9 protein-coding genes and 2 pseudogenes are annotated in these 12746 nt (G+C 71.6%); 9 read left to right on the forward strand and 2 right to left on the reverse strand.

Annotated features, from left to right (window positions below; translation table 11 throughout):
• The first annotated feature begins 26 nt into the window (after positions 1-26).
• The 4 genes from aspA (at position 27) to QF035_RS48015 (ending at position 5626) form a co-directional block, all read left to right on the forward strand.
• Positions 27-1424 carry an aspartate ammonia-lyase gene (aspA, locus tag QF035_RS48000; protein WP_307528579.1) on the forward strand — a complete coding sequence of 466 codons (1398 nt, stop codon included), beginning with the start codon at positions 27-29 and terminating at the stop codon, positions 1422-1424.
• Positions 1425-1758: 334 nt separating this feature from the next.
• Positions 1759-2691, forward strand: coding sequence for a glutaminase (locus QF035_RS48005; protein ID WP_307528580.1), 933 nt, complete (start codon positions 1759-1761; stop codon positions 2689-2691).
• 131 nt (positions 2692-2822) lie between these two features.
• Positions 2823-4232 (forward strand): polyprenol phosphomannose-dependent alpha 1,6 mannosyltransferase MptB, encoded by a 1410-nt coding sequence (gene mptB / locus QF035_RS48010; protein ID WP_307528582.1) that lies wholly within the window; start codon positions 2823-2825, stop codon positions 4230-4232.
• Positions 4229-5626 (forward strand): glycosyltransferase 87 family protein, encoded by a 1398-nt coding sequence (locus QF035_RS48015; RefSeq protein WP_307528584.1) that lies wholly within the window; start codon positions 4229-4231, stop codon positions 5624-5626. The genes mptB and QF035_RS48015 overlap by 4 nt, the downstream gene beginning before the upstream one ends.
• 62 nt (positions 5627-5688) lie before the next feature.
• On the opposite strand, the pseudogene QF035_RS48020 reads toward QF035_RS48015, so the two are convergent.
• Together QF035_RS48020 and rho are read right to left on the reverse strand one after the other, a co-directional pair.
• Positions 5689-6528 (reverse strand): annotated as a pseudogene (locus QF035_RS48020) (D-alanyl-D-alanine carboxypeptidase); the annotation flags it as partial.
• Between the two features lie 125 nt (positions 6529-6653).
• On the reverse strand, positions 6654-7796 hold the full coding sequence (rho, locus tag QF035_RS48025; RefSeq protein ID WP_307528587.1) for a transcription termination factor Rho: 1143 nt from the start codon (positions 7794-7796) through the stop codon (positions 6654-6656).
• A gap of 353 nt (positions 7797-8149) precedes the next feature.
• Here rho and QF035_RS48030 point away from each other — a divergent pair, with 353 nt between their 5' ends.
• The 5 genes and pseudogenes from QF035_RS48030 (at position 8150) to QF035_RS48050 (ending at position 12746) form a co-directional block, all read left to right on the forward strand.
• Complete coding sequence (locus tag QF035_RS48030) at positions 8150-9379, forward strand: flavin-dependent monooxygenase (RefSeq protein ID WP_307528589.1); 1230 nt, start codon at positions 8150-8152, stop codon at positions 9377-9379.
• 135 nt (positions 9380-9514) lie between these two features.
• Positions 9515-10754 (forward strand): annotated as a pseudogene (locus tag QF035_RS48035) (cytochrome P450 family protein).
• Positions 10755-10868: 114 nt separating this feature from the next.
• Positions 10869-11210 (forward strand): YciI family protein, encoded by a 342-nt coding sequence (locus QF035_RS48040; RefSeq protein WP_055616712.1) that lies wholly within the window; start codon positions 10869-10871, stop codon positions 11208-11210.
• Positions 11207-12499, forward strand: a complete 1293-nt coding sequence (locus QF035_RS48045; RefSeq protein ID WP_307528591.1) for an RNA polymerase sigma factor — start codon at positions 11207-11209, stop codon at positions 12497-12499. Before QF035_RS48040 ends, QF035_RS48045 begins: the two co-directional genes overlap by 4 nt.
• A gap of 49 nt (positions 12500-12548) precedes the next feature.
• The gene (locus QF035_RS48050; RefSeq protein WP_307528593.1) at positions 12549-12746 is read left to right on the forward strand and encodes a hypothetical protein; all 198 of its coding nucleotides are present in this window, start codon (positions 12549-12551) and stop codon (positions 12744-12746) included.

The following is a 12746-nucleotide window of genomic DNA, read 5'->3' on the forward strand; positions in this document are numbered from 1 at the left end:
TCTCCAGAAGGAAGAGCCGCACCGACATGACCGTCCGCAGTGAGCACGACCTGCTCGGCGACCGTGACGTCCCCGCCGACGCGTACTGGGGGGTCCACTCCCTGCGTGCCAAGGAGAACTTCCCCATCACCGGGATGCCGATCTCCGCGTACCCGCATCTGATCGAGGCGCTCGCCGCCGTCAAGGAGGCCGCCGCCCGCGCCAACGAGGACCTTGGGCTGCTGGAGCCCCGCAAGGCGGCCGCGATCGTGGCGGCCTGCCGGGAGATCCGGGAGGGGAAGCTGCACGACCAGTTCGTCGTGGACGTCATACAAGGCGGGGCCGGCACCTCGACCAACATGAACGCCAACGAGGTGGTCGCCAACCGGGCGTTGGAGCTACTCGGTCACGCCAAGGGCGAGTACGAGTTCCTGCACCCGAACGAGGACGTCAACCTCGGGCAGTCGACCAACGACGTCTACCCGACAGCCGTCAAGGTCGCCACGGTGTTCGCGGTGCGCGAGCTGCTCAAGGCGATGGCCGTGCTCCAGGACGCCTTCGCGGATAAGGCGTTGGAGTTCCGCGACGTCCTGAAGATGGGGCGTACGCAGTTGCAGGACGCCGTGCCGATGACGCTCGGGCAGGAGTTCTCGGCGTACGCGGTGATGCTGGACGAGGACCGCAGCCGGCTCGCCGAAGCCGTCGAGCTGATCCACGAGATCAACCTGGGTGCGACGGCGATCGGTACGGGGCTCAACGCGCCCGCCGGATACGCCGAGGCGGCGCGCCGGCACCTCGCGGACATCACCGGGCTGCCGCTCGTGACGGCGGCGAACCTGGTCGAGGCGACCCAGGACTGCGGCGCGTTCGTCCAGATGTCCGGGGTGCTGAAGCGGATCGCGGTGAAACTCTCCAAGAGCTGCAACGACCTGCGGCTGCTGTCGTCGGGGCCGCGGGCCGGGTTGAACGAGATCAACCTGCCGCCCGTGCAGGCCGGTTCGAGCATCATGCCCGGCAAGGTGAATCCGGTGATCCCCGAGGTCGTCAACCAGGTCGCCTTCGAGGTGATCGGCAACGACGTCACGATCACCATGGCGGCGGAGGCCGGCCAGCTCCAGCTCAACGCGTTCGAGCCGATCATTCTGCACTCACTGTCCGAGAGCCTGACGCATCTACGGGCGGCCTGCGTGACGCTGGCCGAGCGGTGCGTGTCCGGGATCACGGCGAACACGGAGGCGTTGCGTGTGACCGTGGAGAACTCGATCGGCCTGGTCACCGCGCTGAACCCCCACATCGGGTACTCCGCCGCGACGGACATCGCGAAGGAGGCCCTCGCGACCGGGCGCGGCGTCGCCGAACTGGTCCTGGAAAAGGGCCTCCTCCCGGCGGACCGCCTGGCAGCGCTGCTCCGCCCGGAGGTCTTGGCGGGCTCCCAGCGGGGCTGAGGGAGCGGGGGTCATCGGCGGGGGCTGATCGCGCAGTTCCCCGCGCCCCTAAAGGCAAAAGACTGCGCAGTTCCCCGCGCCCCTGAAGGGGCCCGCCCCCACCCTCCGGCAGTCGCCCTCCGGCCGAAGGGGTCGTGTCGGGGTTTCCGATCGCAGCACGACCTCTGATGGGCAACCAATCGGTGCGGGATGACACAGCTGCGATCGGATGCCCCGTCGCGGCCCCGACCCGACGACAAACGGCAGGCGCGTCTTCAGGGGCGCGGGGAACTGCGCGACCAGCCACAAACAACCCGCACCCGTCACCGAACAGCAACCACCCCACTCCGTCACAATGGTGATCATGAGCTCGCCCCTGACCTTCCAGCCGGTCCTGCAGCGAATCGCCGAAGAGATCGCCGCCGCCCCAGACCGCGGCCGCCCGGCCGACTACATCCCGGCGCTCGCGGTATGCGACCCGCACAGGTTCGGCATGGCGGTCGCGGAGCTGGACGGCACGGTGTACGGCGTCGGCGACTGGCGGAAGCCGTTCTCGACCCAGTCCATCACCAAGGTCTTCACCCTCGCCCTGGACCTGGCCCGAGAGGGCGACGAACTCTGGGAACACGTCGGCCGCGAACCCTCCGGCAACCCCTTCAACTCCCTCGTACAGCTGGAGTACGAGAACGGCATCCCCCGCAACCCCTTCATCAACGCGGGCGCCCTCGTCGTCACCGACCGCCTCCACACCCGAACCGGCGACGCGGCGCGCACACTCCTCGACTTCCTGCGCGCGGAGAGCGGCAACGAACAACTCGCCATCAACAAGGACGTGGCCGCCTCCGAGGCCACCCGAGGCGACCGAAACGCCGCGCTGGGCCACTTCATGGCGTCGTACGGAAACATCGAGAACCCGGTCCCGGTCCTCCTGGACCAGTACTTCCACCAGTGCTCCATCGAGGCATCCTGCGCCGACCTCGCCCTCGCCACCGGCTTCCTCGCCCGCCACGGCATCCGCTCCGACGGCACGCGCCTGCTGACCCAGAGCCAGGCCAAACAGGTCAACGCGATCATGCTCACCTGCGGCACGTACGACGCGGCGGGCGACTTCGCCTACCGCGTCGGCCTGCCGGGCAAGAGCGGCGTCGGCGGCGGCATCATCGCCGTCGTCCCCGGCCGCTGCACGCTCTGCGTCTGGAGCCCCGGCCTGGACGAGCGGGGCAACTCGGTGGCGGGAGTAACAGCCCTGGACCGCTTCACGACCCTCACAGGCGTGTCCGTGTTCTAGCCGGTTCGACGGGAACGTCCGACGGCCGAGAACGGCCGACCGCCGCCCGGTAAGACGGCGGACACGCTGCGGCTGCCGCTCAGAGGGAGAGGCGTCGCCTTCCGGCCACCCCGCGTTGACACGCTGACCGAGTGTTGGCCAAGGGTTTCTCCGTCGATCTGCGTCGCTGTCAACTGCTCGGGCTCACGGGCTCGGTCGTCCTCGCGCTGGGAGGCGAGACGGCCGGAGCGCTGCCTGTAAGGGAGTTGCCGGCCCTCGCGTCGGGACGGGCGGCGCTCGGGCTGGTCGGCGTGTACTTCGGAGTGGTGCTGCTCATAGCGGCCTGGGCCCTGCTGGGACGCACGATCCGGGGGCGGCCCGAGCCGCCGAGCCCGCGAGCGCTCCTGGTCGTACTCGCCGTATGGGCCACGCCGTTGCTCCTCGCGCCACCTCTCTTCAGCCGCGACGTCTACAGCTATCTCGCACAGGGCGCGATGGTCGACGCGCACATCGACGTCTACACGCACGGCCCCGCCATCCTCGGCGGACCGCTCGCGGACGAGGTCGCCCCCGTGTGGCAGCGGACCGCGACACCGTACGGACCTGTCTTCCTCGCCGTCTCCTCCGCGCTGTCCGGGCTGACCCGGGGCGAGGTGCCCGCCGGGCTGTTCGGGATGCGGGTCGTCGCGCTGCTCGGCGTGGCGCTGATGGCGGCCGCGCTGCCGAGACTGGCCAGGCACAGCGGCGCCGATCCGGCCGCCGCGCTGTGGCTCGGCGCGCTCAACCCGCTCGTGCTGCTGCACCTCGTCGCCGGAGCGCACAACGACGCCATCATGCTCGGCCTGCTGGGCGCGGGACTGGTGGCGGCACTCGGCCGGTGGCCCGTCCTGGGCGCCGTGCTCGTCACCCTCGCCGCCCTCGTCAAGGTCCCTGCCCTGCTCGGCCTCGCGGCCGTCGTGGCCCTCCAGGTGCGGGCCGGCCGCAGTATGGCGAGAGCCGTCGCCACGACCGCGGCCGCCGCAGTGGCCACCACCGTCGCCGCAACGGCCGCCGCCGGTACGGGATACGGCTGGATCGGCGCCCTGAAGACGCCCGTGTCGCCGGAGAATCTCTCGCCCACCAGCGTCCTCGGCCGTGCCACCGGTGCCCTTCTCCAGGGCTTGGGCAGCGACCTCGCTCCCTTCGCGCTGCCCGCCTGGCACGCCCTCGGCCTCGTGGCCACCGCCGTCGCCGTACTCGCCATATGGCTGCGCAGCCCCCGCCTCAGCCCCGTCTACGCGCTGGGCCTCAGCCTGGCGACGGTGGCCGTGCTCGGCCCGGCCATCCGCCCCTGGTACGCGCTGTGGGGGCTGTTCCTCATCGCCGCGGCCGCGCCCAGCACCTCCGTACGCCACCGGGTCGCCGCAGTGACCGGGGCCCTCGCGCTCGCGGTCCTGCCCAGCGGCGGTCCGCCCGATGCCGAGCAGCTGGCCCTGGCGGTGTCCGGCGGGATGCTCGCGCTGGTCGTGCTCTGGCAGGCCCACCAGACGACGAACGCACCCGTCCTGGGGCGGACCGCATGAGGCTGACCGGCACAGATCGCGGGCGAATCCTCTTCGTGCTCGCCCTCGCCACCGCCGTGGCCGTCTTCACCGCGACCGTGCCGCTCCTGCGGGACTGGTTCGACCTGCGGGTCTATCACGGGGCCGTAGACGCCTGGATCCACCACGGCGGCAGCGTCTACGACTACCGGGTGCCGGGGACGGAGTACGGCTTCACGTATCCGCCGTTCGCCGCGGTCAGCATGCTGCCGATGGCGCTGCTCGCACTGCACGCGGCGATCGCCGTGGGGCTGCTGCTCAACCTCGCCGCGACGGCCTTCGTTCTGCACGTCCTGGCGGGGGAAAGGCTGCGCCGGCACGGCTGGTTCGGGCTCGCCGTCACGGTCTGTCTGCTCGCCCTTCTCGAACCGGTCCGCGACACCTTCAGCTTCGGCCAGGTCAACCTCGTGCTCCTGGCCCTCGTCCTGGGGGACGCCTGGCTGCTGTCGACGGGCCGTGAGCGCTGGGCCGGCGTCGGAATCGGGCTCGCCGCTGCGATCAAGCTGACGCCCGCGATCTTCATCGTTCTGCTGCTGCTCGCCAGACGTCCGCGGGCCGCCGGAACCGCGGTGGGCGTCGCCGCGACCGCCACCGCGCTCGCGGCCTGGGTCATGCCCCAGGCCTCCCGCTTCTACTGGACCGAGGCGGTCTGGGACACCACCCGCATCGGCCGCCTCGACTACGTCTCCAACCAGTCGCTGCAAGGCGTACTGGCCCGGCTCGCCGACCCCGCCGAACCGAGCGGCGCCGCCTGGGCGCTGGCGGCGCTGGCCGTGCTCGGTGTGTGGGTGTGGCGCGCGCGCCGGGCGCTGGCCTCGGACGACCTCCTCGGCGCCTTCGCCCTCACCGGGCTCGCCGCCTGTCTCCTCAGCCCGATCACCTGGGTGCATCACCTCGTCTGGCTGCTGCCGTCGCTCGCGATCCTCTTCGGGGAGGGGCTGAGGCGCAGGCGGCTGCTGTGGATCGCGGGGGGTCTGTACGCCCTGCTGTGCAGCAGTGTGGTGTGGCTGTGGTTCGACGACGCGTCCGGCATCGACGGCTTCGTCGGCAGCAACACCTACGTGTGGATCACCCTGGGCCTGCTCTTCGGGCTGCCCGTCGGTCAGGCACGGGTGAACCGCCCGCCCTGGAGGCGCAGGACCAGCGACACCGCACCCGCGCCCAGTCCCGCGGCGCCCGCGAGGGTCCCCGCCTCCGCCAGCCAGCCGACCGAACTGTCTCCGCCCGTCATGGCCGCGGGCACGGCCGTCGGGCCCGCCGTGGACACGCGGCGCGGCGGCAGGAGCGAGCCCACCGGTTCGACACGCCCGGCGGCCCCGAAGCCCCAGTCGAGCAGCGAGCGCGCCTCCTCGTACACGGCGAAGCCGCCCGCCTGAGGAGCCATCACCGTGACGACGAGGGTGCGCCCGTCCCGGCGCGCGGCGGCGACGAGCGTGTTGCCCGCCTGCGAGGTGTAGCCGTTCTTGACGCCCACGAGCCCCTTGTAGGGCGCGACCCCGTCGGCGCCGGTGAGCAGCCGGTTGGTGTTCTGGATCTCGAAAGACCAGCCGCCGGCCGGGAACTTGGCGCGGACGGTGGCGGCGTACCGCGCGAAGTCCGCGTTGCGCAGCCCGGCCCGCCCGAAGACCGCCAGGTCGTACGCGGACGACACCTGCCCCGGCGTGTCGTACCCGTCGGGCGAGACGACCCGCGTGTCGCGGGCGCCCAGGGACCGGGCCTTGGCCTGCATCTGGGCGGCCGTGCTGCGCCAGCCGCCGTTCATCTCGGCCAGTACGTGCACGGCGTCGTTGCCGGAGTTCAGGAAGACGCCCCGCCACAGGTCGGCGGCGTTGTAGGTACGCCCCGCGGCGATTCCGACCCGACTGCTGCCGGGACCGACGCCCGCCAGTTCCTCCTCCGTGACGGTGTGCCGGACCGCTGCGGGCAGCACCGGCAGCACGGTGAGCGCGAAGAGGGTCTTCAAGGTGCTGGCGGGCGGCAGCTTGAGATGGGCGTTGTGTGCCGCGAGTACTTCGCCGGTGCCGGCGTCGGCCACCACCCACGACCGCGCGGAGACGTCCTGCGGCACCCTGGGTGCCCCGGCCCGGGGCCGTACCTGGGTCCCGGGCCGGTCCAGCGCCGAGGGCCGCGCGGTGGCGGGTTTCGACGCGGAGACGTGGGGAGTGACCGGGGCGGCTCCGTCGTGGGCGGCGGCCGTTTTCGGCGCGAAGGCCAGCGCGCCCACCACACAGGCGGCGGAGCAGCAGACGGCCGCACGCGAAGGAAGTCCGATTGTCATACTGCCAACCTAGGAACGCGCAGGTCACATCCCCGGCTGCCCGGGCCGGGCGGCGGCATCGAGCACCCGGATGCCGCAGTGACCCGGGGCCTGCCCGGTCCGGGGCGGGCCCGTGAGGTCCACCTCTACTCGCCCATGGGCACGGTCGGCTGGACCTGCCGCAGGAACGTCGTGTTGTCCGGGGTCCGGCGCAGCTTGTCCAGGAGCGTCTCAAGGCCGGCCTGCGGGTCCCCGCGGGAGAGCAGGGCGCGTCGCAAACCGCGTACGGCCCCCAACTCGGCGGCCGGGACGAGGAGTTCCTCGCGGCGGGTGCCGGACGGGGTGATGTCGACAGCGGGGAAGATCCGTCGGGACGCGAGGCCGCGGTCCAGGCGGAGCTCCATGTTGCCGGTGCTCTTGAGCTCCTCGAAGTAGTAGTCATCGGCGCGGGAGCCGGTCTCCACGAGGGCGGTGGCGATGATCGTGAGCGAGCCGGCCTCCTCGGTGAGGCGCGCGGCCCCGAAGAACCGCTTGGGCCCGTGCAGCGCGGCCGCGTCGACACCACCGCTGAGAGTGCGGCCGCTGGTGGCGGCCGCGTTGTTGTGCGCCCGGCACAGCCGGGTCAGCGAGTCGAGGAGGATCACGACGTCCTGACCCGCCTCGACCAGCCGCTTCGCGCGCTCCACGGCCAGCTCGGCGAGCGCGATGTGCTGCTTCGGAGCCTGGTCGAAGGTGGAGGCGAGCACCTCACCCCTTACGGAACGGCGCATGTCGGTGACCTCCTCGGGCCGCTCGTCGAGGAGTACCACCATCAGATGGGCCTCGGGGTGGTTGCCGGCGACGGCGGCGGCCATCTGCTGGAGCAGCACGGTCTTGCCGGTCTTGGGCGGGGCGACGATCAGGCCGCGCTGGCCCTTGCCGATCGGCGCGACCAGGTCGATGAGGCGAGTGGTCGCACCGCCCGCCGGGTGTTCGAGCCGCAGCCGCTCACGCGGGTGCAGCGGGGTCAGATCATGGAAGTGCGGGCGGCCGCGGAGCTCTTCCGCCGGGCGGCCGTTGACCCGCTGGATCTCGGTGAGGGCTCGCTGCTTGCCGCGTACGCCTTCGACGAGGTCGCCCTTGCGCAGTCCGTGTCGGCGGATCAGCGCGGAGGAGACCTGAAGGTCGGAGGGCCCGGGAAGCAGGCTCTGGGCGCGCAGGTGGCCCTGCCCGTTCGAGGTGATGTCGAGTACGCCGGTGGCCTGCTCCTGTGTGACGGGAGTGGGCGGGCGTTCGAGTGTGGTGGTCATGGTGGGTGTCCTTTCGCGGACGGTTCATGTGGTCATGAGGGATGGGGGAGAGGCCGGATCGGGGGCGGTATGGACACACCCCGGCTCGGCGGAGACATCACCTCTCGTGCCGCGCCGCGTACGGCGGACGGGAAGACCCGTGGCCGGACACGCCGTAGAAGTCGCACGACTCGCACGCCTTGTGCCCGTACGAGGAGAGGTGGTGCGGAGAAGCTGCTTCGCCGGTCGGAAGGGACGGGCGGTTCAGCTGGATGAGAGGTACTTCAGCACCGGCGCCCGAGAAAGGGGCGTACACAAGTGCTGATGGCACTGTAGCACTACTCCCTCCGGCGAGGGCCGGATGGCCGGATCCCATGGCGTTGACACGGGAGATGCCTCGCGTCACGGTGGTCGGCATGGTCGATGCCGGGATCGTCGAACGCGTAAGGGAACTGCGGCCGTTGATCCGGCGGAACGCGCTTCGGGCCGAGCGGGAACGGCGCGTGCCCGACGAGGTGGTCGCCGCGCTGACCGGCACCGGCATCCACCGGATGAACGTCCCGCGCCGCTACGGCGGTTATCAGACCCCTCTGCGCACACAGGTCGACGCCTTCGCCGAGATCGCCGTCGAATGCGGCTCCACGGCGTGGATGACACTCAGTCAGGCGGGGGTCTCGTACATCGCGGCGCTCTTCCTCGACGAGGCGCAGGACGACTTCTTCACCGGCCCGAACGGGCCCGACGCGAGGATCGGCGGCACGCTCGTCCCCGGCGCCACGGCGGTGCCGTACGACGGGGGCTTTCGGGTGGACGGCGCCTCGGCCTTCGCGACCGGCTGTCATCACGCGGACTGGCATCTGCTGACCGCCGCGGTCACGCCCGCCGACGGTTCGCCGCCGGACGGGCCGCCCGAGATGATCTGGGCCGCGGTGCCGATGTCCGAGCTGGAGATCCTGGACGACTGGCATGTCACAGGTCTCGCCGGTACTGGCAGCAACACCGTCGTGGCCCGGAACATTCCCGTCCCCGCACATCGCGTGCTTCCGGTCGGTCCGATGCTCGCCGGGCAGATCCCGTCCAAGGCCAACGCGGACGACCCCTTCTACCGCATGCCCGTGCTGCTGCTGTTCTGCGCCTGGGCCGCGCCAGTGGCACTGGGCCTGGCGCGGGCGGCGATGACGGAGTTCGGCGAGCGCATCCACCGGCGCGGCATCACGTACACCTTCCACGAGCGGCAGAACGAGGCCACCGTCACCCATCTCCAGGCGGCCGAGGCCGAGATGAAGATCTCCAGCGCCGAGCTGGTGGCCGCCCGGCTGACCGCCGAGATCGAGACCAAGGCCCGCGACGGCTCCCCGTACACCCTGGCGGAGCGGGCCAGGATCCGTGCCGAGAGTGGTTATCTGACCCGCCTCTGCAAGGAGGCCGTCGATCTGCTCGCCTCCGCCGCCGGTGCCTCCTCGCTCCAGCGGGAGGTGCCCATGCAGCGCATCGCCCGTGACATCAACGCCCTGTCCCTGCACTCCTTCGTCAACCCGGCCACCAACCTGGAGATCTACGGCCGCGTGCTGTCGGGAGTCGACCCGGGCACCCCCTTCCTCTGACGGTCACGGGCGGTCACGTGCGGTCACGGACGGCGGCGAGGGCGGCTCGCCGACGACAGTCAGGAGAATCGGTTGGACAGCACTCCTGCCATGCACACCCCTGCAATACCCACTCCTGTCGTCCCGCCGCACCGGATGGACCCGGCCGGCGGCTGCCCGCACGCCGACAACGCGCGCCTCCTCACGCGCGGCGCCGTGGCGTCGGTCGTCCTGCCCGGCGGTGTGGAGGGCATGGCGGTCCTCGGGCACGAGGCGCTCAAGGAGTTCCTCGCCCACCCCGAAGTCGCCAAGGACGCAGGGCACTTCACAGCGCTGAGGGAGGGGCGGATAGCCAAGGGATGGCCCTTGACGACCTTCGCGACCGTACGAGGGATGACGACCGCGGACGGCGACGACCACCGGCGGCTGCGCTCACTGGTCAGCAAGGCGTTCACCGCCCGGCGGGTCGAGCAACTGCGGCCCCGGATCGAGGAGTTGACGGACGGACCGCTCGACGACCTGCACCGCGCGGCGGAACAGGGCGGGGGAGTGGCCGATCTGCGCGAGCACTTCGCGCTGCCGCTGCCGATGGGCGTCATCGGGGAACTGCTCGGCGTCGACGCCGAGTACCGAGACCGGCTGCACCACCTCTCGAACTCTCGAACCAGGTCGTCGCCACCGACTTTCGCCCCGAGAAGGCCCTCGCCGCGAACAGGGAGCTGGTGGCCGTGCTGGGCGCGGTGGTCGCGGACCGGACCGAGCGGCCGGGCGACGACCTCACCAGCGCGCTGATCACCGCCCGGGACGAGGGCGGCGACCGGCTCACCCACGAGGAACTCATCGGCACCCTGGTACTGATGATCATCGCCGGGCACGAGACCACGCTGAACCTCATCACCAACGCCGTACGCGCCCTGTGCGGCCACCGGGACCAGCTTGGGCGGGTCACGAACGGCGAGGCGAGCTGGTCGGACGTGGTCGAGGAGACCCTGCGCTGGGACGCGCCCGTCAGCTACTTCCCCTTCCGCTATCCCGTGCGGGACCTGACGGTCGACGGGACCGTGATTCCTAGGGGCACGCCCGTCCTCTCCGGCTACTCGGCGGCGGGCGAGACCCGGCCGCGCACGGGTCCGACGCCGACCGCTTCGACGTCACCAGGCCCGCCAGGCCCGGCACCACCAGGCATCTGTCCCTCGGCCACGGCGCCCACTACTGCCTCGGCGCCCCGCTGGCCCGTCTGGAGTCCACCATGGCCCTGGAGCGGCTGTTCGCCCGCTTCCCCGGCCTCGACCTGGACCTGCCCGAGGTGGACCTCGCCCGTCACTCCAGCTTCGTGGGCAACAGCGTCCGGGCGCTTCCCGTACGGGTGGCATCGCGGGTGTCGCCGCGGGTGTGAAGTCCGCTCGCCCGAACAATCATGGGGATGTGTCGATCCGGCGCCGGTCCGTTCGTCGGTGGGGTGCAGGGACACCTGAATTGCACGAACTGCGGGAACCCAGGAGGACCGGTCATGAAGTACGTGATGTTCATCTGCACCCCCGTCGGCGGCGAGGAGCTCAGCCCCGAGGAGATCGCCGACGATCCCCGCTTCACCTCGTACATCGACGAGGTGCGCACCAGCGGCGTGGTGAAGGGCGGCGCGAGGCTGAGGCCGGCCACCGACGCCACCACCGTGCGCGTCCAGGGCGACGAAGTCCTGCTCAGCGACGGGCCGTTCGTGGAGTCCAAGGAGTATGTTGCCGGCTTCGACATCATCGAGGTCGCCGACCTCGACGAGGCCATCGCGCTGGCGTCCAGGCATCCCGCCGCGCTCGGCGGCGGTTCGGTGGAGGTGAGGCCGGTCTGGGAGTGAACGAGAACGAAGGGGCGGACGGCATCGAAGGCGCGGACGGCGTCGAGGAGGCCGTCGCCGCCGCCTTCCGTGAGGAATGGGGCCAGGTCGTCGCCACCCTGATCAGGGTGACCGGCGACTGGGACCTCGCCGAGGAGTGCGCGCAGGACGCCTTCGCCCAGGCCCTCGACCGGTGGCGGCGCGACGGAGTACCGCGCCGCCCCGGCGCCTGGCTGACCACGACCGCGCGCAACCGAGCCATGGACGTGCTGCGCCGGGAGGCCGTGGGCGCGGCGAAACTGCGGGAGGTGGCGGTGCTGGCACGGGACGGGGGACCGTTCGACCCGCACGACCCGGACTTCGACAACGACAGCGGGGTCACGGACGACCGACTGCGGTTGCTCTTCACCTGCTGCCATCCCGCGCTGCCCATCGAGGCCCGGGTCGCTCTGACCCTGCGCACCCTCGCGGGCCTCACCACACCCGAGATCGCCCGCGCCTTCCTCGTGCCCGAGGCGACGATGGCGCAACGCCTCGTGCGCGCCAAGCGGAAGATCCGCAACGCCGGGATCCCGTACCGCGTACCGCCCGCGCATCTGCTGCCCGAGCGGACGACCGGCGTGCTGGGAGTGGTGTACCTGCTGTTCAACGAGGGGTACGCGGCCACGTCCGGCGCCGAACTCCTGCGGACGAACCTCTGCGCGGAGGCCGTCCGGCTCGCCCGGGTGCTGGCCCGGCTCATGCCCGACGAGCCCGAGGTCCTCGGCCTGCTCGCGCTCCTCCTGCTGCACGACGCCCGGCGGAACACCCGCGTGGACGCGGCCGGTGACCTGGTCACCCTGGAGGACCAGGACCGTACGGACTGGGACCGGGCGGAGGCCGACGAGGGCGCCGCCCTGCTGGAGACGGCACTGCGACGCGGGCGGCCGGGGCCGTACCAGATCCAGGCAGCCATCGCGGCCTGCCATGTCACCGCGGCCACCGCCGAGGAGACGGACTGGGCCGACATCGCCGCGCTGTACGGGGAGTTGGCACGCCACGTGCCGTCCGACGTGGTCAGGCTGAACCGCGCGGTGGCCGTCGGCATGTCCGAGAGCCCCGAGGCCGGTCTGGCCCTGGTGGCGGAGCTGGAGAAGGCGGGCGATCTGGCGGGATACCACCTGCTGCCGGCCACCCGGGCGGACCTCCTGCGGCGCTCGGGGCGCATGAGCGAGGCGGCCGAGGCGTACGAGAAGGCGCTGGAGCTGGTGGAGAACGACGCCGAGCGGCGATTTCTGGAAAAGCGGCTCGCGGAGTGTCGATCGGCGTAGGAACAGTTCGTCGGTGGGGCGAAAGCACCCGACGACACCGGAGGTTCCGATGACCGCCACCGTTCCGACCGTCCCAGCTGTCCCCGCCGCCCCCAGCCGGCGCACCGACAAGCTCCTCGCGCTGCTCTCACCGCGCCGTCGGCGGCCTGTGTCCCACGCGGCACAACCCTCGATCAACCACAGCCCGGGCGGCGGCCCCGACAGCGGCCCGGACGTCTGGCTCGCGGGCCTGAGGCTGGGGAGCTGA

Origin of the sequence: Streptomyces umbrinus (assembly GCF_030817415.1) — a bacterium.
GTDB lineage: Bacteria > Actinomycetota > Actinomycetes > Streptomycetales > Streptomycetaceae > Streptomyces > Streptomyces umbrinus_A.

Coding starts and splice junctions, on each gene's coding strand:
- aspA (WP_307528579.1), top strand. CDS start 27: ATGACCGTCCGCAGTGAGCACGACCTGCTCGGCGACCGTGACGTCCCC.
- QF035_RS48005 (WP_307528580.1), top strand. CDS start 1,759: ATGGTGATCATGAGCTCGCCCCTGACCTTCCAGCCGGTCCTGCAGCGA.
- QF035_RS48015 (WP_307528584.1), top strand. CDS start 4,229: ATGAGGCTGACCGGCACAGATCGCGGGCGAATCCTCTTCGTGCTCGCC.
- rho (WP_307528587.1), bottom strand. CDS start 7,796: ATGACCACCACACTCGAACGCCCGCCCACTCCCGTCACACAGGAGCAG.
- QF035_RS48030 (WP_307528589.1), top strand. CDS start 8,150: ATGGCGTTGACACGGGAGATGCCTCGCGTCACGGTGGTCGGCATGGTC.
- QF035_RS48040 (WP_055616712.1), top strand. CDS start 10,869: ATGAAGTACGTGATGTTCATCTGCACCCCCGTCGGCGGCGAGGAGCTC.
- QF035_RS48050 (WP_307528593.1), top strand. CDS start 12,549: ATGACCGCCACCGTTCCGACCGTCCCAGCTGTCCCCGCCGCCCCCAGC.